Origin of the sequence: Pseudotamlana agarivorans (genome assembly GCF_018860245.1) — a bacterium.
GTDB lineage: Bacteria > Bacteroidota > Bacteroidia > Flavobacteriales > Flavobacteriaceae > Pseudotamlana > Pseudotamlana agarivorans_A.
Genome location: NZ_JAHKPD010000025.1, coordinates 146,564 through 167,888 on the forward strand (window position 1 = coordinate 146,564; position 21,325 = coordinate 167,888).

At 34.7% G+C, this 21,325-nt stretch carries 17 protein-coding genes; all 17 read right to left on the minus strand.

Features of this window, described 5'->3' with window-relative positions; all coding sequences use genetic code 11:
• Positions 1–13: 13 nt before the first annotated feature.
• The 17 genes from KO493_RS15645 to KO493_RS15725 all read right to left on the minus strand — a co-directional run bounded on the left by KO493_RS15645 (position 14) and on the right by KO493_RS15725 (position 21,325).
• A complete protein-coding gene (locus tag KO493_RS15645) occupies positions 14–493 on the minus strand; it encodes a PAAR domain-containing protein (protein ID WP_216068918.1) in 480 nt (159 codons plus the stop codon).
• A 2,540-nt stretch (positions 494–3,033) separates the two neighbouring features.
• A complete protein-coding gene (locus KO493_RS15650; protein ID WP_216068919.1) occupies positions 3,034–4,140 on the minus strand; it encodes a Fic family protein in 1,107 nt (368 codons plus the stop codon).
• A 553-nt stretch (positions 4,141–4,693) separates the two neighbouring features.
• Entirely contained in the window at positions 4,694–5,800 is a 1,107-nt protein-coding gene (locus KO493_RS15655; protein WP_216068920.1) for a glycosyltransferase family 4 protein, read from the minus strand.
• Entirely contained in the window at positions 5,800–6,351 is a 552-nt protein-coding gene (locus KO493_RS15660; RefSeq protein WP_216068921.1) for a serine O-acetyltransferase, read from the minus strand. The genes KO493_RS15655 and KO493_RS15660 overlap by 1 nt, the downstream gene beginning before the upstream one ends.
• Positions 6,352–7,347 (minus strand): glycosyltransferase family 2 protein, encoded by a 996-nt coding sequence (locus KO493_RS15665; protein WP_216068922.1) that lies wholly within the window; start codon positions 7,345–7,347, stop codon positions 6,352–6,354.
• Entirely contained in the window at positions 7,344–8,381 is a 1,038-nt protein-coding gene (locus KO493_RS15670; protein WP_216068923.1) for an exostosin domain-containing protein, read from the minus strand. Before KO493_RS15670 ends, KO493_RS15665 begins: the two co-directional genes overlap by 4 nt.
• 1 nt (position 8,382) lies before the next feature.
• Complete coding sequence (locus tag KO493_RS15675) at positions 8,383–9,903, minus strand: glycosyltransferase family 2 protein (RefSeq protein ID WP_216068924.1); 1,521 nt, start codon at positions 9,901–9,903, stop codon at positions 8,383–8,385.
• A complete protein-coding gene (locus tag KO493_RS15680) occupies positions 9,900–11,048 on the minus strand; it encodes a glycosyltransferase family 4 protein (protein ID WP_216068925.1) in 1,149 nt (382 codons plus the stop codon). Before KO493_RS15680 ends, KO493_RS15675 begins: the two co-directional genes overlap by 4 nt.
• Positions 11,045–12,439 carry a CDP-glycerol glycerophosphotransferase family protein gene (locus KO493_RS15685; RefSeq protein WP_216068926.1) on the minus strand — a complete coding sequence of 465 codons (1,395 nt, stop codon included), beginning with the start codon at positions 12,437–12,439 and terminating at the stop codon, positions 11,045–11,047. Before KO493_RS15685 ends, KO493_RS15680 begins: the two co-directional genes overlap by 4 nt.
• Before the next feature lie 7 nt (positions 12,440–12,446).
• A complete protein-coding gene (locus KO493_RS15690; RefSeq protein WP_216068927.1) occupies positions 12,447–13,322 on the minus strand; it encodes an N-acetylneuraminate synthase family protein in 876 nt (291 codons plus the stop codon).
• A 210-nt stretch (positions 13,323–13,532) separates the two neighbouring features.
• Positions 13,533–14,687 carry an acylneuraminate cytidylyltransferase gene (locus KO493_RS15695; RefSeq protein ID WP_216068928.1) on the minus strand — a complete coding sequence of 385 codons (1,155 nt, stop codon included), beginning with the start codon at positions 14,685–14,687 and terminating at the stop codon, positions 13,533–13,535.
• Between the two features lie 83 nt (positions 14,688–14,770).
• Positions 14,771–15,679 (minus strand): hypothetical protein, encoded by a 909-nt coding sequence (locus KO493_RS15700; RefSeq protein WP_216068929.1) that lies wholly within the window; start codon positions 15,677–15,679, stop codon positions 14,771–14,773.
• Between the two features lie 2 nt (positions 15,680–15,681).
• Entirely contained in the window at positions 15,682–17,121 is a 1,440-nt protein-coding gene (locus KO493_RS15705; RefSeq protein WP_216068930.1) for an MBOAT family O-acyltransferase, read from the minus strand.
• Positions 17,122–18,006 carry a glycosyltransferase family 2 protein gene (locus KO493_RS15710; RefSeq protein ID WP_216068931.1) on the minus strand — a complete coding sequence of 295 codons (885 nt, stop codon included), beginning with the start codon at positions 18,004–18,006 and terminating at the stop codon, positions 17,122–17,124.
• Positions 18,007–19,158 carry a glycosyltransferase family 4 protein gene (locus KO493_RS15715; RefSeq protein ID WP_216068932.1) on the minus strand — a complete coding sequence of 384 codons (1,152 nt, stop codon included), beginning with the start codon at positions 19,156–19,158 and terminating at the stop codon, positions 18,007–18,009.
• Positions 19,155–20,339, minus strand: a complete 1,185-nt coding sequence (locus tag KO493_RS15720) for a glycosyltransferase family 4 protein (protein WP_216068933.1) — start codon at positions 20,337–20,339, stop codon at positions 19,155–19,157. Before KO493_RS15720 ends, KO493_RS15715 begins: the two co-directional genes overlap by 4 nt.
• 32 nt (positions 20,340–20,371) lie before the next feature.
• Positions 20,372–21,325 (minus strand): glycosyltransferase family 2 protein, encoded by a 954-nt coding sequence (locus KO493_RS15725; protein WP_216068934.1) that lies wholly within the window; start codon positions 21,323–21,325, stop codon positions 20,372–20,374.

The following is a 21,325-nucleotide window of genomic DNA, read 5'->3' on the forward strand; positions in this document are numbered from 1 at the left end:
GATTTCGTAAGGGTTAAACACTAAAACTGAAATCACCTAAAAAGCCGTTTTCTTTGGCTTCTTCTTGGTTTTTCTGCTGTTGTTTTGTGGCTTCTTTTACTTGTTTTCCTTGACCTGTAAGTACCGACAATGCGCGTTCTGAAAGTTTAATTTCTGGAAGCTCTATCCGATCCACCGGTGCCAGGCTAGACGGCGTACCTGTACCTGTATTCACTAGCACGTTAGGTTCTCCAATGGTTATGTTACCTCCATGGGCTGTTGCACTTCCAAGTGTTGCAACTGGCATACCGTTAATAAACACATTCGATTCTCCGCTAATGACAACGTCTGGTGGCCCTACACAAACGCAGGCGCTACCTACAGTTGCTACGGGTTTTCCGTTAACGAGCACATTCGGGGTGCCTTGTGATACGGGTCCTCCAACATGAGGTACCGTTCCTGAGCACATGGGGCAAACATGCATGCTTCCCATAGTGGCTATTGGTCCTGGCATAATAGTTTTGGTTAGTTGGTTATACTTTTGTAGTAATAATTTTCACAAATGTAGGAAAATATTTCTATTTACAAATAGTAATTTAGTTATTACACGGAGGTTTTTATTAGTTGCTGGTTATTAGTTTATAGTTATTGGTTACTTACTCTTGAGAGAAATTATTACACGGAGTTGCGCTGAGATTTCACAGATTTGCCTCGAAAACTTATTTTTGACACGAATTTCACTAATTACCACTAATTTTTGCGTGCTAGTTCAACTAAAAGCTCCAATTAAAATGGGGACTTCTTTCGTCAGGAATGAAAACCTGAAACTTGAAACTTGAAACCTAGAACTAGATTTCCTCCCGCCGATTCAACAGTTAAACAAATAAACGATTAAACAACCTACCTGAATTTAGACACAGATTTTTATTAGTTGTTGGTTTCTAGTTATTGGTTATTGGTCGCTTACTCTTGAGAGAAATTATTACACGGAGTTGCGCAAAGGTTTCACAGAGAGGCACGGAGTTTTTTTTTATATAGATTACACTGATTGACCTCGAAATCTTATTTTTGACACGAATTTCACTAATTACCACTAATTTTTGCGTGCTAGTTCAGCTAAAAACTCCAATTAAAATGGGGACTTCTTTCGTCAGGAATGAAAACATGAAACTTGAAACTTGAAACCTAGGACTAAATATCCTCCCGCCGATTCAACAGTTAAACAAATAAACGATTAAACAACCTACCTGAATTTAGACACAGATTTTTATTGGTTGTTGGTTTCTAGTTATTGGTTTTTGGTCGCTTACTCTTGAGAGAAATTATTACACGGAGTTGCGCAGAGGTTTCACAGAGGGGCGCGGAGGTTTTTTTTTATATAGATTACACTGATTTACATTGATTGACCTCGAAACGTTATTTTCGACACGAATTTCACTAATTACCACTAATTTTTGCGTGCTAGTTCAACTAAAAGCTCCAATTAAAATGGGGACTTCTTTCGTCAGGAATGAAAACATGAAACTTGAAACTTGAAACCTAAGACTAGATTTCAACCTTCCGCCGATTCAACAGTTAAACAAATAAACACTTAAACAACATACCAGAATTTAGACACAGATTTTTATTAGTTGGTGGTTTCTTGTTATTGGTTTTTGGTCGCTTACTCTTGAGAGTAATTATTACACGGAGTTACGCAGATGTTTCACAGAGGCTCACAAAGGATTTTTAGACACGGATTTTCACAGATTTTAGCTCGAAAACTTATATTTGACACGAATTTCACTAATTGCCACTAATTTTTGCGTGCTACACCTTGGCGACTTACCGGCTTTGCGAGAAATTATTACACAGAGGTGCGCTGAGGTTTCACAGAGAGGCACAGAGGTTTTTTTTATATAGATTACACTGATTTACATTGATTGACCTCGAAACCTTATATTTGACACGAATTTCACTAATTACCACTAATTTTTGCGTGCTACACCTTGGCGACTTACCGGCTTTGCGAGAAATTATTACGCAGAGGTGCGCAGAGATTCCACAGAGGGGCACGAAGTTTTTTTTGACACAGATTTCACTGATTATCACAGATTTTAGCTCGAAAACTTATATTTGACACGAATTTCACTAATTACCACTAATTTTTGCGTGCTAGTTCAACTAAAAGCTCCAATTAAAATGGGGACTTCTTTCGTCAGGAATGAAAACCTGAAACTTGAAACCTAGAACTAGATTTCCTCCCGCCGATTCAACAGTTAAACAAATAAACGATTAAACAACCTACCTGAATTTAGACACAGATTTTTATTAGTTGTTGGTTTCTAGTTATTGGTTTTTGGTCGCTTACTCTTGAGAAGTTATTACGCGGAGATGCTCGGAGATTTCACAGAAAGGCACAGAGGATTTTTAGACACAGATTACACGGATTTTCACAGATTTGCCTCGAAACCCCATTTTTGACACGAATCTTACTAATTATCACTAATTTTTGCGTGCTACACCTTGGCGACTTACCGGCTTTGCGAGAAATTATTACACAGAGGTGCGCTGAGGTTTCACAGAGGCTCACAAAGGATTTTTAGACACAGATTACACTGATTTTCACAGATTTTTATTAGTTGTTGGTTTCTAGTTATTAGTTTTTGGCTGCTTACTCGTGCGACAAATTATTACCCAGAACTACACTGAGATTTCTCAGAGGCTCACAGAAGGTGAACTGTTCAACTAAAATCTCCAATTGAAAAAGTTTCTTCTTTCGTCAGAAATTAAAACTTGTAACCTGGGACTGAGACTGAGACTGCGACTAGATGATACATTTAAATCCCTCTACCCGATTCAACAATTAAACCCTTAAACAGCCTACCTGAATTTTGACACGAATTTCACTAATTACCACTAATTTTTGCGTGCTAGTTCAACTAAAAACTCCAATTAAAATGGAGACTTCTTTCGTCAGGAATGAAAACCTGAAACTTGAAACTTGAAACTTGAAACCTAAGACTAAATATCCTCCCGCCGATTAAACGATTCAACAAATAAACAGAATCAGCCCTATACCTTCCATGGCTCTGTTAATTCATAATTTGTACTACGACCTCCTGATTCATCTTGTGTTAAGATTCCTTTTTCTATTAAATCCTTTATATCTCGTAAGGCTGTATCTGAAGAACATTTAGTAATCTTTGCCCATTTTGAGGACTTTAGCTTACCATCAAAGCCGTCAAATAATTTATTTAACAAGAGCCTTTGGCGACTATTTAGAGTGGTTTCTTGATGCTTATCCCAAAATTCAGCTTTTAATAAAACTTGTTTTAAGGAGTCTTCAGTGTTTTGTAATGCACGATACATACAATTTAAAAACCAATCTAACCAATCTGTGATATCACCAGAGCTGTATTGAACTTTCTGAAGAATTTCATAATACTTCTTTTTTTCTGTTAATATTTGGTTTGACAAGCTGTAGAACCGTTGTGAACTTTCCTCTGAACGCGCTAGTAACATGTCAGATATAGCCCTAGCTAGTCGTCCGTTTCCATCCTCAAAAGGATGAATAATAATAAACCAAAAATGAGCAATAGCAGCTTTCAAAACCCCGTCAATATCTACTTCTGTATCTAGCCAATTCAGAAAGGTCGTCATTTCTTTTTCAACAACATTTGCTTGAGGCGCTTGAAAATGAACTTTTTCTTTTCCCATTGCCCCTGATACTACTTGCATCTCTCCGCTACGATAACAACCTGTTTCAATTCTATACATGCCACTCCATCCCGTTGGAAAAAGTGATGCATGCCATCCAAAAATTCGTTCATGATCAAGCCTTGTATCGTACCTTTGCGTGGCATCAAGCATCATCTCTACAACCCCTTCAACATGTCTATTTACATGATCTATGCCAGCAAGCTCAAATCCAAGTTTCTTGGCTATGGAAGAACGAACTTGCTCTTGATTCAAAATTTCACCTTCTATCTCAGAAGATTTCAAGACATCAAGTGTTAAAGTTGATAAAATAGTTTCTTCTTTTATTGAAAATCCGAGAGCACTCATCTGACCAAATACCTTTCCCTGCAAATGCCTAACTTTCCCCAAGGTCACAACAATTTTCTTATCATTCCATGTGAATGTTGGCCAATTATCATATTCATAGATGTACTTTGGCATAATTTATCTTCATTTGCGGTAAATATACGGAATAATACCCGCATATTTAAGGGGAATATGTTCATTTTTCTCCGCATGTATACTTGATTGTTGGTTATTAGTTTTTGGTTTTTAGTCGCTTACTCCTGCGTGAAATTATTACACGGAGTTACGCAGAGGTTTCACAGAGGCTCACAAAGGATTTTTAGACACAGATTACACTGATTTTCACAGATTTGCCTCGAAACCCCATTTTTGACACGAATCTTACTAATTATCACTAATTTTTGCGTGCTACACCTTGGCGACTTACCGGCTTTGCGAGAAATTATTACACAGAGGTGCGCTGAGGTTTCACAGATTTTTATTAGTTGTTGGTTTCTAGATATTGGTTATTGGCCACTTACTCCCATGAGAAATTACAACACAGTAGGGGTAACTGTTCTACTAAAAACTCCAATTAAAATGGGGACTTCTTTGGTCAGGAATGAAAACCTGAAACTTCAAACTTGAAACCTAGAACGAAATATCCTCCCCCGATTAAACAGTTAAACAAATAAACGATTCAACACTTTTACAGTAACTTAACAATCTCCGCTTCAAACCGGTCCAAGGTGTACTGCTGTGACCATTGGGCGGCTACTTGAGACATGTCTTGCAGCCTGCTAGGTTCGTTTAACAAGATCATTAGGTTGTTACAATCGATCTGAAAATCGTTCGTTAATAAGAGTCCGCGGTTGCCATGGTCGAGCATATAGGGTACGCAAGATACCGGTGTTGCGATGGGAATAGCCCCAAAAAACATAGCTTCGGCAATGGCTTTTGGCCAGCCTTCAGATTTGGAGGGTAGGATGGAAAAATGGGCTGATTTTATGGCTTCTTTCACCTCGCTTTGTGGTTGATTGCCGTGAAGAGTTACGATAGTCTCTAAATTATGGTCTGTAATATAGCTTTTAAGGGATTCTCTTAAAACGCCATCACCATAAAGATCTAAGGTGACCGCTTTGTCATTTTTGTATAATATTTCTACCAACTGAATCGCCAATAAGGGTTGTTTCCCTGGAGCTAAGGTACCCACAAATACAAATTTTAATGCTGCGGTATAATCTCTAACCATTGGCTTTTCTATTTCTGAATTTTTATACGTCGCTGTGAAAAAAGGTTTGATATTATTACTTTGATTCGGCCAATCGCCATAAATCAATACCTGCATGTTTTTGGTTAAAACCGTATTGCTTAAAATCCATTTTTGAAACTTATAACTTAAAGGTTGTTTGGCTTTGGGATCCCAATTGCCTGCGTATTTTGCAGTTTTTGGTTTCTTCGGAAAGAAAATTTGAATTAGACAACCTAAAAGACCAATGTTACCTGGGCATCTTAGGTGGATGTGGTCGGAATTTTTAAAAGCCCTAAATAATTTAAATGCAGTAACAGGTATGCTACTTAAGCTAATAAAACTATTTTTTAACGAAGTGAAATTTAGGGCGGACACCGAATTCACCATAGGTTGCTTAAAGAATGAGCGTGTTAAAAGCGGAGCATTATACTTTGTAGGAGACAGAACAGTGACATCTGTGATGTGCTTAAACCACATGTCCATTTCCAACACATAAGGTGCATAAGCACCATACAGGTCATCCTTTTTTAATGTTGGCGCATCCGAAATTACAACGAACTTCATTAAATATAATTTTTTGAAGTATTATCTGAAATCACCTTAGCTGGAACACCTAAAACGGTTTTATTTTCTTCTACGGAAACATTTACTAATGAATTTGCTCCTATAACACAATTATCACCAACTACTATCTTTCCAGCAATAACAGCATTAGCACCTATATAAACGTTGTTACCAATAATTGGAACCCCTCTTTTTCCATCTCTACCACTCACCCCAATGGTTACCCCTTGAGAAATGTTACAATTCGTTCCAATTTTGGCTGAAGGATTAATTATGACACCTCCAAAGTGTCCAATATAAAATCCTGCTCCTATTTGAGCCGTGTATGGTAATGAAATACCCGTAATAATTTCAATCCATTTTTGACTGATCACAGCAAAAACCAACAATACTTTTATTATGATTTTCGGTAATTTACAGTGATAAACAGCATTAGATATTCTGTACACGAAAAGAGCCCACAGCCCTTGATTAGTCAAAATTAAAACCAAAAGCGATTTATTCTTACTATACTTCTTATATTTTTTTAAATCGGAAGAAAAGCTAGACATTTATCTCTTAACATTAGGTTTATTAAAAAGTAAAGATAACCAACCTACCACTCTACCCAAACTTTCAGTAAGCGCTTCTTGTTTTTTGTTGGTTGTAATTACATTTGTAAATCGAATGGTGGTTAAAACAAAAGCAGTGGCATGCCATTTAAAGTAGGCTTTTAAAGAAGGTTTTGCGTATTTAACGCGCCAAACATACCAGCCATTTCTTATTACCATTTTACCGTATTTGTACTGGTTAGGGCGTCCAGAGGCATCATGAAAGTGTTCTAGTTTTGCATTGGTGTTTACAAATAATTTCCCTTGTTTAGCGACGCGTAATGAGAAATCGGCATCCTCATATAAGCCGTACCCATCAAAGTAAGATGAAAACCTAAGCGACTCAAAAATCGTTTTTCTATAAGATGAAACGCCTCCCATTAATTGTTCTGCTCGGTAAACTTTCCCTGAAGGCGGTAAAAAACTTATAGAACGTCCGTGTGAAAATGAAGGCATAAACCCTGGCACAACATCAGGTAATAATCCAAATATTTTACGAATTCTAAAGCGAGAAGGTTCAGTTCGCATCCAACCGTCATAATAAAAATGATTTGATTGCGCTTGCTCGTCTGCTATTTTCCAAATCACCTCATTTGTGATATAACCACCAACTGCTAAAGCGTCAGATTTAACATGATACGTATTCAATAATTGCTCAAAATAATCTGATTCTAAAATCGTATCATCATCTAGAAAACATACGAATTCACAGTCTTCAGAAACTCTACCTACTCCATAATTACGCTGGTTGGTTAAACCCCTATCTTTTTCTTCAACTTTATAATATTTTAGGTTGTCAAATCGATTGGCTTTTAAAACAGTTTTAGTTTCCTGATTCGTCGAACCATCTATAATTAAAATTTCGCTAGGATAAGTTGTTTGCTTAGCGACCGACTTTAAAAGGGTTAACAAAGGTACTGGGCGCATGTAGGTGCAGATGATTAGGCTGAAGTTCATAACTTATTTGGATTAAAATTATCACTTACTGCTTTAAAATAACCTCCCACGTGCCCAATTTCTTCCCAAAGCGCTCTATTAGATCGTTGAATTTGCTTTAGCTCTTCGTTAGATTTCGAATTATGAAAATCAACCAACACCTCTGCTATTAGATGTCTTTGCTTCCAGGAGATTCTCAGTATATGTTTATCCCAATCTATGTGACTCTCTAAAGGCAAACCGCCATTGGTATCGATATACACTGGTATACGTCCTACTGCTAAGGTTTCATAAAAACGCACTGAAAAATTACCAACGCCACGTACACATAAGGTGTATAAATTATTTTCCATGTTTGAAAAATAGTCTAAGGTGGTTTGCTTTCTTAAGGCTTCGGAATTTGCTCCTGCTCTATATTGCTTTCGGTATATAAAATCACTTTCTAAACCAGTACTTGATTCTAAGCGCTGTAATAGATCAAATCTATATATGGAAGACGGAAAAAACTTTTGCTTGTCTGTTTTTCGTTTCCCTAAATAGCAATCTGTATTGTATTTTAAAAAAATCACGAATTCCTTGCTCCATTTTTCCCAACCATTTGTTGCGTGCCCCACAAATCCAATAGTTGGTTTTAGTTTTTTATCTAAGGGCGTGAAAACAGCGTGACTCAAACTATTCTTATAGGGGTCTGATATAAAGCTTGGTAATATTAACGTGTTTTCTACTTGATATTTATTTTTAAAACCCCCTAAACGAAAGGTATAAACTGCATCATGTAAAGTCGTACCAAAATCTCCTGAACTATACCCCCACAATGGTTTGTTATAGTGTTTCGATAAGGCCAAAAAGTTTTGGTACACCTGCTTTTTGTACTTTAAAACATACTCCACATGTAATGGTAATACGAAAACATCTGCATCTTTTATGTTTTCGGTTAAAACAAAGTTATCTTTCACCAAAGGCAGCTCTTTGTAATGTAAACCTAAGAGCAACGGGAAGATCTTGCCGCGATGGGCTTCCGTAAGATAGCTGGTATCAGTATATAGTTTTAACATATTATTTAACCGCTCTGTTTAACAGGAATTGTGCCCACTTATGACTTTGCTCCCACTGGGAATTAAAACGTCTTATTTTAAAAACATTGAATTTATAAGTTTTAAAAAACAACATCAACTTATAGCCTCGTAATTGTTGAACGGTATCATGTTTTAATTTCAAATACATAATGGTTGGTGATGGCTTGGGTTGGACAACCTCATCAGACCAGAGTTGTTTAAATTCTGTTCTAAAACCACCCATTGGAGCTTTGAGGTGTAAAATACTGGGTTCAGGAAAATAGATAATATCTACACCTAAGGCCCTAAGTTGATTACCGTACATAGTATCTTCCCCAAAACCATGTTCCAAATTTAAATCAAATAATACTTTCTTAGCACACTGTGAATTAACAATGGAACAACCTGAACCAAAAATCGATGTTTGATGAATTATATTATATGTTTTTTCTTGTCCGCTTAACAGGCAACTTTGCATAGCTGCTTGGGCTCCATTTAACCTCAAGTTTCTTATCACCGTTTTCAAAAAATCAGATTTAAAACGAATATCATCATCAGCAAAAAAAACCCATTCACTATCCACTTTTTCAAGCGCTAAGTTTCTAGAAAAACAGGCTCCAGTTCGATGTTTAAACACATGATCTATTTTAAAAGGCCATATTTCAGTAGTAAGATAATTTAAATCTGAAGTGCTTCCAGAATCAGGATTTTGTTCTACAACTATTACCTTTTTTGGTAAAAGTGTCTGTTTGGCCAAGTCTTTTAGAACATCATATAAATATTTTTTTCGACCTATGGTTGGGATGATAACATCTATATTTGAAACTTCTTCTTTAACTTTTGGTTCTTCAGAAATATCAAGGACTTTAAATACTGACAGCCTTCTTTTCACACCAAGTGTCCCTAAAGCACTAAATAGTGCCCATCTTTTTTCATAAATAAGCAGGTTTAAGAACAATAAACCTACCCAAACGTTTTTGTAATGTTGTTTTACAAATTTAAAGAGTGTTATTATAGAACTTGCTTCTTCTGAGACAACCAAATCTCGTTTAACCAATTTGGGGTCGGAATAACACCATAAACCTTGTGGCATAGCTAGTTTAGCAATGGAACATAAAGCATAACTAAAATTAGCGTCGTTTACAAGGTGTTGAAATTGTAGCAGATTACTTGCTTTAATACAGCCCACCTGTCCAGACATTTGCCAAGTGGGATAGCATACTTTTTTGTTTACCGCGATAAATGGCGACTGTTCCACATAACCAATTTGAGGTGGTAAAAAGGCATTGAAACTGAAGGACAACATTTTTTTATGAATAACCGGAACATCAGCGATATAATCCAAATCCAATTGCCCTGCTAACGACTCGTGCTGCCAAACCAATAAAGACTCTGGATTTTGACGAGCCAAAGCGTAAAGTACATCTATTACAGATTGCTTTGGAGAAAAGTCCAAAACCGCTTGCTTCGCTTCAGAAAACACACGGATTACCTGTTGGTTGTTATGGGTAACAAGAATCATGAATTTAAAATCTTTTTATAAAACTCAACATTCTTCTCTACCTGTTTTTTCATATCAAAATGCTGTTCCACATAGGTTCTGGCCTGTTTCCCCATGTTCAAACATAAGGTTTTATCTGCAAACAGACTTATGATACGCTGGGCAAATAGCTCATGATCACTAGGATGTACCAAATAACCACTTTTTCCGTCTTCCATCAGTTCCTGCGCCCAGCCTATGTTACTATTCACCACCGGTTTTTGCAAAGCCATGGATTCGATGGTTACCATACCTAAGGTTTCCGCATAAGTAGGAAACACACAGACATGGGCTTGGCGGATATGCTGTTGTACTTCAGCATAGGGTAATTTCCCTAAATAGTTTACGTCATGGAGTAAGTCCGAATCAAAGGTTTCTTGTAATAAGTTCCAAGTCGATGAGCTACCTGTTTGAATATCTGCCGAATCACTCCCAATTAATAGCAATTTAGCATTGGGGTATTGGGTCTTAACTTGCTTGAATATTTCTGGAAGCTCAAAAACGCCTTTTTTACGAATTAATGTACCTATATAAAGTAAACTATACTCCTGAAACTGTTCAGGCACTGTATTATTGAACTGCTCCAATTGTAAACCATAATGAATGGTTTTTATGGTTTTATTTTTAATCTCAAATAATTTTTTAGATTGTTCGCCCGCAAAAGTAGTGGGAGCAATATAGGCTTGAGATCCACGAACGGCAAATTGTTCAAAAAACTTATTCTTCTTTTTTTGTGGGCGTTCTTCTAAATGACAAAAATAGGTGTCACTACCATGGAAACGCATCACTAAAGGTACCGAAAATCGCATAAAAGCCGAAATACCCGTCCAATCGGGCACTTCTAAAAGTTGAATTTTATGCTTTATAATTTCCTTTTGCACATAATCTTGTATGTGTATTCTATACCTAAACCATTTTCCTAAAGCATAATTCTTATCTGCGATTAAATGAAAATGTATACCGTCTTCTACAAAATCAGTAGTTTCTTTTTGACCATACACAAAAACATAGACGTCATGGCCGGCTTCCACCAATGCTTTAGTAAGATTTCCTATGCTAGTCCCTAGACCTGCCGCATGTTTGACTTTGGGGTGAGGGTATTCTGGAGTTATGTAGGCTAGTTTCATTTTAAAACTGAATCAATTGTTTCCCAAATAGCTCTAGAAGCATCACAAGGCTTTTCCCCTGCCACAATCTGAAACCATTGCTTCCCTTCCTCTACATTAGAAAGCTTACCATCTAAAATTTGTTTCACTAAACCTTCTAAGTCCTTTTTATCAGTACAAAAAACAGCAGCTTGATCACTGGGCATACTTCTAAAATGCACATATTTATAATTTTGCCCAATATCTCTGATACCTTTTTTAAGTTGGGGTTGCTCATAGTTGTAATAAATACAAGGCTTGTCGTGAGTTACAAAATCAAAAACCGTTGATGAGCATACGTTTGTGACCATCTCACTGTGTTCACAAACGTTGTAAAGCATATTAAAATCCTCAGGGGTTGGCAACACTTGATTCCATTGTGAGCCTACCTGTTGCCATAAGGGATCTAACACTTTAATGATATCTTTATTCGCTTTTATGACCGCGTCGTATCTCGACGTAAAATCTACAGGACATTTTCTGTAAATAATTCCCAGATTATAGCCTTTAGTATTTAAACTTCTCACGGCATGCGCTAAATCCTCCAAATAATATTGATCTAGCGGCGATGTTGTTTTATCATCACCAGAATAGCAAATGTATTTTTTATCAGTGTCTAAACCATACAGCTCAAAAAATTCTTCGCGCGTTTGTTTTAAAGCTTCATCATAATGGGGTTCAAACTGTGGGGTGCCTGTTACAAAAACTTGGTCTTCCCTAACAAAAGGATAGTACTTTAAAAGTTCTTCTTTCATCAAATCGCTCCATACGCAGTAATAATCGGTTTCTACCACTTGCATGGCCTTCGGGACATTATCCCATGAATACACAAAAGCCACCGTTGGAATGCCTAAATCTTGAGCCGCTAACAAGGCACTTATTGATTGGGTTGCACGCTGCGTGGTACAAAATATCAAATCAGGTTTATGAGTTTCAAGCTGAGCTTTACAGTACTTGTATTTTGATGTGGAACGCTCTAATTCATTAATCTTTTGGCGTAATTTGAGGAGTCCCTGCTCTGAATTATAACGTCCAATAAGTGCTTTAGTAAATAAACTTTTAAAGGTGTTTTTTACGCCCTTATAATTAAAAGGAAATTTATACGTAGGATACACCTCATCATTGAACTTCTCACGGGATCTATTTAATTCGATACGTTTTCGTGCCCTGGAATAATAAGGCAATAAAGGGTGAGTGGTGTGATCCTCTATTTTAAGTTCCTTAAAGTCTAAATTATCCTTTATAGAAAACACCGTATTGTTCCAATAAGTGATATCGAAGCCCATTTGTTCCCCAATTGTTTTAAAATTGGTAAAGGCAAAATTTCTTAACCCCACCCCATCAGGGAAAAACACAAATACTTTTTTAGCCATTAATACTTTAACCTTTTTGGTTTTTCAACTTATCACGTTGTACCTGCTCAATAGGCAAGACATCTTGTTTCTTAAAGCTCAAGGCGTTATGTACAGCCTTTAAATCCCTACATAATTTACGTAAGCCCATAGGTTCTAAGGACGCTGCATGATCTGTTCCTTTCCATGTTCTATCAATGGTATAATGGCGCTCTATAATATTTGCGCCTAAGGTATAAGCCGCGACATCAACTGCAATGCCTAAGTGATGCCCAGAAAAACCAATGTGTTTGACCTCATCTTTGTACTTTTCAATTAATAAGTTGATATCTAAAAGACAAACATCTTCAAAAGGCACCGGATAGCCCGAAGTACAATTATAAAGCACTAAATCTTTATTTCTACCATACTTTTTAAACAAAGCCACCAAATCTTCAATTTCATTTTTGGTCGTCATCCCTGTTGAAATATGCAATTCACCTTTGTAATTTTCACACAACCATATTAACATGGCTTCGTTATTATTACAAGCCGAAGGAATTTTAAGAAACTCGGGGTTTAGAGACGCCATTTCTTTTGCTGAAGTGACATCCCAGACAGAAGTCGAATAGGTAATCCCTATTGCCTCGCAATACTGTTTCAATTCTTGATGTTGGCTTACATCAAACTCTAAAAACTCACGGTGTGCTCCATAAGTCTCTCCATAGGAATTCACCGGATTGGGGTGCGGTTGATTGTATTGCTCCTCTGTTAAAAGTTCTTTATTGTTTCGCTTCTGAAACTTAACTGCATCGGCGTTACAAAATATTTTTGCGACTTTAATCAGTTCTTTGGCGATCGTCATATCGCCTTTGTGGTTGCACCCTATTTCGGCGATGATGTATGGTTTTTTATAGGAATTCATTTATTTTAATAATCTTTTATAGCGGCTTATAGCTAACTGTATTTTTCTATTTATTTAATAAGATGTCATGCAAAAAACGTGTTTATTTTACCAAATATCGGTAAACATCCTAATGCCTTTGTTGTCATTCCGAGGTATCGAGGAATCTCACAGTGATTAAAAGATTCTTCAGTCGTACCTCCTTCTGAATGACAAAATCATATACTGCCCTCAAAACCTTTTATTATAATTCATAATAAACTGGCAGGCCTCACGAATAGCTCCTCCCCCTGAAGGTTTTGACAACACCACATCGGCATGCTGTTTTACAATATCTGTGGCGTTATTTGGCGCTAATGACCAGCCTACGCTACACATATTGGTTAAATCGTTCACGTCATCCCCTACATAAGCCACATTACTCATGGACATGCCATGCTTTAAAACCAGACTATTGAGTAAAGTATATTTATCTTTCACCCCTAAAAACACATGGTCAATTTTTAATTTCTCCATGCGTTGTGCAACGAGTTGGGAATTCTCAGAAGTCATGATCATCACCTGAATATTAAATTGCCTTAATATTTCCAAGCCCATACCGTCACGCATATCAAAATTCTTGGTATGTTCCCCATCTTTTGTGTAGGTAATGGTACCATCGGTAAAAACCCCGTCAACATCTAAAACCACGTGAGTAATCTTTGCCGCTTGTTTTGTCTTTTTTTGACGTTCTATTAGTAAGCTTTCTACAGCAACCCAATCGGTTTCACTATCTATTTCTAAAAGCGAATCTTCAGGCATTTTTACAACTGCTGTTCGTTCCCCTAATCTATTTTTATGTTTTTTCAAAACGGATTTTTTTGCGGTATAAACCGCACCGTTTTCCACTAACAGCCCCTTAAAATCTTGACGTCTTGGTCTATTTAAAGGATCGTAATTGATAGGCGTACCATCGGCATTCCATAAAAACCGATGAGTATTTACAACGGTTAAAGCCGAATCATAATCTGGGTTTAATTGATCTAAACAGCTATTAATATCGTTTCTTGTTGTAAAAGGTGATGTCGCTTGCAACAAACAAAACACATCAAAATCATAATTGATGGATTCACAAAACTCTAACATGGCAAACTCGGTCGTAGCGGTATCTGTTGCACTTTCAGCACTTCGTAAAACGCCTTTCACTTTAGCCGTCCAATGATATTCTTTATTTATAAAATCTATAATACCTTCGTCATCCGTGTATACATAAACAGCATCTAACTCGGAAAAAATGGCTTCTCCTAAAACCCATGTAAATAATGGTCTACCCACCATTTTACGTTTGTTTTTGTTCGTAATGCCTTTGGAATTTTTTCGCAGGGGTATGAAGCCTATTTTTTTCATAAATAGAAAAATAAAATGTTCTTAATTTTTGCTAAAATACATTTTTTTAAAAGGAAAATATGCGTTTTATCGCAAATGCTAGATTAATAATTATTTGTTTTTTCTAGAAAATCACTTAGTTCCGAAGTAAACATTTCCGCCCCGTTTTTAAGTAAGTGCGAAGAATCAAAATAGTACTCTCTTTTTTTATAATTTAAGTTAAGAGTATCATATACCACAATTAAATTTTCTGGTTGAACTAAACTTTTAAATCGTTCGTAAAAGGAAGTATTAAAAGTGTGATAATTGGGAGAAAACACAAAAATGAGTTCAATATTATTCTTTTTACATTGTTCTTGAATGTTCAAAAAAGAATTCAACCTATCGGCTTCCTCCAAATTCTGGGCATATTCTGTTTTTTCGGAATTATAAACCAACTCTTTATGGTTTGGTTTTAAATTAAGTATAGATCCACACCTTGTAATCGTGTTATTTAGTCTCGAGGATCTCTTTTTCATATTAAAATCTGCTCGATTTACTCTTGACAATGCAAAAAACTTGGAAAGTACATTTTTCTTCTTTTTTTCAATTAGAACATCATTAATATAATCATATTTAGATAAAGGGAATAATCTATCGTATCTAAAAGTTAAAGTTGACTCCTCCACAAAAGTGAATTTATGATCTAAAAACAATAAAATTATTTGAGGGTTTTTGTTAAATTTTAAATAGGTTTCTAAAATGAAATCATGAAATATAACATTAGAACCTTTATAAGATAAATTATAAGATTTCAAACCTGTTTGATTTTCTAACTGACAAGCTACGACATTGTTTGCTCCTCTAGACGAACCTAAAATGATAAGTTCATAATCCATATCATTATTAACAATATTTTCAAGCCTTTTATCATATTCATTCTTTGGAGCTTGATTTAAAAAATAATAAACCCCTTTTTCAGCAACAAAAAGGAGAATACTAAATAAAATAATATTTTTAAAAAACTTTCTCATTATTAAAACTGAAAATATATAAACTCTTGTTGTGTTTCATTACTAAACACAAAAATTAAGGCGATGACAAACATATAGAATGTCCATTTTAAGACTCTTGATCGTTTAACAAATAACACTTCAAGCGCATATTGCTGGCGTCTTCCAACCCATTCAATAAGCATAAAAAAAACAAGCAAGACTAAAACATTGGTTGGTCTAACACTTGGTAAAGAAAACAAACTAGAGCTAAACAGCCCTTTTAAATAAGAGATGGCATGAGAGACGCTTTCTGCCCTAAAAAACACCCAAGCAATAACGGTTAAACCAAAAGTTACCCCAATATTAAACAATGCACTTAAACTAGGCAGCATCTTATTTTCGGCAACAACGTCCAAATGGTTTCGATTACGATTGGCTAATAACAAGGGTAAAAAATACAGAGCATTTAATCCTCCCCAAATAATAAAAGTCCAATTCGCGCCATGCCAAAAGCCACTCACTATAAAAATAATAAAGGTGTTTCGTATTTTCATCCAAGTACCGCCTCGACTTCCCCCTAAAGGAATGTATAAATAATCTCTAAACCAGGTGGATAAAGACATGTGCCAACGTCTCCAAAACTCAGCGATATCTCTTGAAAAATATGGAAATGCAAAATTTTGTTTTAAGTTAAAACCGAATAATCTAGAGGTTCCAATGGCAATATCAGAATACCCTGAAAAATCACCATAAATTTGAAACGTAAAAAAAAGGGCACCCATAAATAATGTACTCCCAGAATAATCATCCGAATGATTAAAAATCTGATTCGCATACTGGGCACAACTATCGGCAATCACAACTTTTTTAAAAAAACCCCAAAGTATTTGTCGGCAGCCATCTACAGCCTGACTATAATGAAATTCTCGTTTTTTATAAAATTGTGGTAATAAATTAGTAGCACGTTCAATGGGGCCAGCGACGAGCTGCGGAAAAAAACTAACAAAGGCTAAAAAAGACACAATATCTTTAGTCGGTTCTAGTTTTCGTTTATAAACATCTATGGTATAGCTTAATGTTTGAAAGGTGTAAAAACTAATACCAACAGGTAAAATAATATCTAAAGTATTGGGTTGTATTTTGTTTCCGAAAAAGGAAAAAGCTTCAACAAAATTTTCAGCAAAGAAGTTATAATATTTGAAAAATCCTAAAAACCCTAAATTAACCAAGATGCTCGTCCACAGCAAAAATTTCCGCTTTGATAGTTTTTCTTGTTTGCTCAATTGTATGCCAATAGTGTAATCTACTAAAGAGCTAAAAATGATTAAAGATAAAAATCGCCAATCCCACCAACCATAAAACACATAACTAGCAATAACCAATAATAGATTTTGAAGCTTTAAATCTTTATGTGTTACAAACCAATAAAGAATAAACACTACCGGTAAAAAAACCGCGAAATCTAATGAGTTAAAATACATTTATCCTGAATAATTTAATCCTTGTAATTTTTTAATCGTCTGTAACGTACCAGCCTTAACAGGCTGTCTATAGCTTAAAATACTTGGGAGTTTCAATACTGCCAACACACACACGTATACAAAGGATTTAAAATACTGCCAATCTGTTACTGCGTACTTTTTAAAGTTGTGGACTAATAATTTAACAATTTTTAAAAAAGGTGACTTATAATAAACAAGATAAAAGCTTATACTATTTTTAAGTTGTTTCTCAAACCTAAAATAATTTCGACCTTGTAATTTTCGTTTTTCAAAATCCACTCGATGATTCACTTTAATTTGGGGTTGATATAAAATATGAAAACCCAAATCTAAAACTTCTAGCGCTAATGCAGGCTCCTCACCATAAATATCTATCCAAACCGGAAAACCATTTGTTGCTATGTATACGTCTTTTTTTATAGCAAATCCACAACCCACAAAATCACTGGTATAATACGCATTTCTTTCTTTTGCATACAATAAGGCTTCTGCATCCTGATTAAACACCCCTCTTACTTCTTGAAAAGCAATAATACCTAGGTTTTTATTTAATGAGAATTCTAATTGTATTGAAGTTATAAAGTTTGTACTTATAGGATGCGCATCATCATCTAAACCAATAAAAATAGCCCCTTTTGCTTTTTTATATAATGTATTTCTAGCAGGAGAAGCGCTCACACTCTCTTTTGAAATGGTCCAATATACCCATTCAAAATCCTTAACAATGGTTTCTGTTCTAGAACAGCCGTCTATAAACACTAAAACTTCATGATTAGACAAGTCGATTATGCTCTTCAACTTATTTAAAGTGAACGCTAAATCTTCTGGTCTATTTTTAGTGACTATTAAAAATGAAATTTGCATTTATTGATGTTCCTGATAAACGGTTTGATAAAGTTTTTCTATTTGAGGTCGCAATGTAGCACGATTATAATGGGTTTGCATCAAATTGATATTGAAATCTTGAGCGCTATCACGTCGTTTTACATCCTTTAAGGCTTCAACAATACGAGTTGCTATTTCTTTCTCATCTAAAGCATTATGTATTAATAACCCGTTTTCGGTATCGGTAATCACCTCTTCGGTAACGTTTCCTGGGTTTGACTGTATAGGAAATGCACCCATAGCCATGGCTTCTAACAATGCATTTGGCATACCATCCGAGATACTATTTGCAATATGAATACAACTCTTCCCCATTAATGCTAACAATTCTTGATTTTGAATAAATTGAGACCTCAAATGGATGGTTATTGATAAACCTGAAAGTATTTTAGATTGTTCTATTTGTTGCTTAATCACCTGGTCTGCACTATATACAACAACACGTTTACCTTCTAAATATGTTGTTGATACTAAAGCTAAGGCTTCCAAAACTTTTGAAGCTTTCCCTACGCCATCATCATAACCTTTTATTAAAATAAGTGATCTTTCGGAAACCGGTTTTATTTTGGAAATGTTTATTTCCAACCCTCCATTTCCTGGAAACACTCCTAAAAACGAATTAGAATATCCAAATTTAGTCACCAATTTATAATCTCTTTTACAATCGGTAATTAAATAATTAACACGCTTATAAAACTGTTTTAATTGCTGATTTGAAACCCCTAATTTTTCAAAATAAAACACATCGCTTCCCCAAGAGGAGTATATAAATGGTATGTTATTCTGTTCCATTATAGGTAAAATAGGTAATCCTGCTAACTGCATTTCAAAACAATGCACTATATCGGGTTGAAACGAAGTCAATGTTTTTTGAAACTCCGCTAACACACTGTTTTCATTACTTTTTTGGATGAATTTATAGAGTTTAAGACATCTTTTTTTTAGGGTACTTCTAAACGGAAAATCCCATTTTAATTTCCACCCTTTAATTTGTGTGACCCAGTCTATTTTTTCAGATTTTGAACCACCATCGGTCACATCAAACCAACACACTTCATAACCTGAATCTTTCAACTGGTTGGCCCATTGAAAAAAGTGATGGTTTGGTATGGCTACTAGGAGGATTTTCATGACAACTCTAACAAGTTTCGATAAGAATTATTAAAGTTATCAATATTAAAATTAGCTATTGCATATGTTTTTGCAGTATCTGACATACGCTGTATTTCTGCTTTATTTTCGATTAAAAAAGTAATTTCTTTAACAAAATCATTAACCAGTTCACTATATGAATTGGAAGAAATTAACAAGCCGTTATCTAAATGTTTTATATGCTGACTAATACCACCAACATTAGTTGCAATAGGTATTGTGTTAAAAACCATTGATTCCATGATAACCATTGGGAACCCTTCATAAACCGAAGAAATTATAACACCTGTTAAACTTTCATATAGCTTATTTAATTCAACCTGACTTGTTATCTCTCCTAAAAAATGAACTCCAGCTTCATTGATTTGTTTTAAATTGGATTTCATTCCTGTACCTGCCATAACAAACTCAACATTTGCATGGTTTGCTTGAATTTTCTTTGCCACCTCTAAAAACAATTCCGGTCTTTTCTCTTCAGACCATCTTCCTATAAAACCAAATTTAATATTTTGACTAGGCTGCTTTGTTAACTTTGAAGCTTCATTAATGACCACACCGTTTTCGATAATTTTTAATTTATCTACTAACCCCATTTCAGCATGGTACTTTTTATAAATAGCTGTTAAATCGTTTTTTGCTTTTGCATTAATACATATACGATGGTCTACAAACGGAATAGAACTCGCTAAAACCGCTTCTCTTTCATCATTTTTACTCAACGCATGAATTAAATCAACACGTTTTATATTAGTTTTAATTCCTGGTAGTATTTCATAAAAAAAAGGTGTGTTACAACCAAAAACCGCATGTATCGATTGACTTGTGTTGATGTTTTTTAAAATACTTCTTTTCAAAATTTTATTTAAAAAAGCAGATTTTTTATTTCTTATACTATTTAATTCAATAATTTGGGATTGGCTTTTAAAAGCTTCATAATAATTTTTAGTTGCTGAAAGATGAGTAAATATAACACAGCATTTTTTATGCTTTACAGCATTTAAAATATCAAGATGTACTTTTTCCGCACCTCCCGTGTGGTAGAATGGTAATATAAAAATGATATTTGCTTTTTTTATTTTATTCGATTCGATTAGAATGAATTTTAAATAACAAAAATAACCGTAAATTATCTTTATGATCTGTTTTATAATCTGAATCATTATAATGAAGTAGTTTTTTTGTCTTCGTATAACTAAGTAATATTTATGATTAAATTTCTCAAGTTTCTTTCTAAAAAAAAAAGAACCCTATAGCCAAATAGCAAACATTTTAATTCAAACATTTTAAATAATGATATTATTTTATTTTTATAAAATAAATTAATCAAATTATTATTTTGTTTTACTAAATTTAATTGACTTGGAAACATAAAATCTCTAAACCATACTTTTAAATAGTTGTTTAAATATTTTTTTAAATAATCTTTTTTACCATCACTTAAATTACCACAAACTTCTGGAACAAAAAGTAATAAACTTTGGTAATATTTATCTTTTAGGGATACCCAGTTTACGACACTCATGTTATATATAGTATCATAACCAGCATCAGTAAAAACCTTAAATTTAACATTTGGAACCAGCAAAGCTCTTATCATTAATTCTGGATCATTTAATCTTGGATACCCCTCTTTAAAACCTTTTAAATCATGTATAAATTGTTTTTTCCAAATTGGACACATGGTCTGCCAATGCAATTTATAACTTAAAAAATCTTTAAGATACGAATCACTTTGTTCTATTTTTTTAATAGTTATTTCGTTATTTACTTTAACAGCCATCGGAAAAACCAAGAAGTCATTGTTATTATTTCTTCCGAACTCCAAAACCCTATTTTCTAAACACGTAGTTATCAAGCAATCATCTGAATCTAAAAAAATAATATAATCGCCTAATGAATTTTCTATTCCAATATTCCTACATGTTGGCGCCCCTTTCATAGATTCGATAGGCCTTGAAAACATTTTAAACCTATTGTCTTTAAAACAATATTCGTTTACAACATTTAACGTGTTATCCGTAGAACCATCATCTACAATGATACACTCCCAAGTAGAATACGTTTGCCTTAAAACACTATCCAAAGTATCTTTAATAATAGATTCTCTATTAAAGGACGGTATTATAATTGAAACTAATTTTGTCAT

Excerpts from the sequence above, each read along its gene's own strand:
- KO493_RS15645 (WP_216068918.1), bottom strand. The coding sequence starts at position 493 with ATGCCAGGACCAATAGCCACTATGGGAAGCATGCATGTTTGCCCCATG.
- KO493_RS15650 (WP_216068919.1), bottom strand. The coding sequence starts at position 4,140 with ATGCCAAAGTACATCTATGAATATGATAATTGGCCAACATTCACATGG.
- KO493_RS15655 (WP_216068920.1), bottom strand. The coding sequence starts at position 5,800 with ATGAAGTTCGTTGTAATTTCGGATGCGCCAACATTAAAAAAGGATGAC.
- KO493_RS15660 (WP_216068921.1), bottom strand. The coding sequence starts at position 6,351 with ATGTCTAGCTTTTCTTCCGATTTAAAAAAATATAAGAAGTATAGTAAG.
- KO493_RS15665 (WP_216068922.1), bottom strand. The coding sequence starts at position 7,347 with ATGAACTTCAGCCTAATCATCTGCACCTACATGCGCCCAGTACCTTTG.
- KO493_RS15670 (WP_216068923.1), bottom strand. The coding sequence starts at position 8,381 with ATGTTAAAACTATATACTGATACCAGCTATCTTACGGAAGCCCATCGC.
- KO493_RS15675 (WP_216068924.1), bottom strand. The coding sequence starts at position 9,903 with ATGATTCTTGTTACCCATAACAACCAACAGGTAATCCGTGTGTTTTCT.
- KO493_RS15680 (WP_216068925.1), bottom strand. The coding sequence starts at position 11,048 with ATGAAACTAGCCTACATAACTCCAGAATACCCTCACCCCAAAGTCAAA.
- KO493_RS15685 (WP_216068926.1), bottom strand. The coding sequence starts at position 12,439 with ATGGCTAAAAAAGTATTTGTGTTTTTCCCTGATGGGGTGGGGTTAAGA.
- KO493_RS15690 (WP_216068927.1), bottom strand. The coding sequence starts at position 13,322 with ATGAATTCCTATAAAAAACCATACATCATCGCCGAAATAGGGTGCAAC.
- KO493_RS15695 (WP_216068928.1), bottom strand. The coding sequence starts at position 14,687 with ATGAAAAAAATAGGCTTCATACCCCTGCGAAAAAATTCCAAAGGCATT.
- KO493_RS15700 (WP_216068929.1), bottom strand. The coding sequence starts at position 15,679 with ATGAGAAAGTTTTTTAAAAATATTATTTTATTTAGTATTCTCCTTTTT.
- KO493_RS15705 (WP_216068930.1), bottom strand. The coding sequence starts at position 17,121 with ATGTATTTTAACTCATTAGATTTCGCGGTTTTTTTACCGGTAGTGTTT.
- KO493_RS15710 (WP_216068931.1), bottom strand. The coding sequence starts at position 18,006 with ATGCAAATTTCATTTTTAATAGTCACTAAAAATAGACCAGAAGATTTA.
- KO493_RS15715 (WP_216068932.1), bottom strand. The coding sequence starts at position 19,158 with ATGAAAATCCTCCTAGTAGCCATACCAAACCATCACTTTTTTCAATGG.
- KO493_RS15720 (WP_216068933.1), bottom strand. The coding sequence starts at position 20,339 with ATGATTCAGATTATAAAACAGATCATAAAGATAATTTACGGTTATTTT.
- KO493_RS15725 (WP_216068934.1), bottom strand. The coding sequence starts at position 21,325 with ATGACAAAATTAGTTTCAATTATAATACCGTCCTTTAATAGAGAATCT.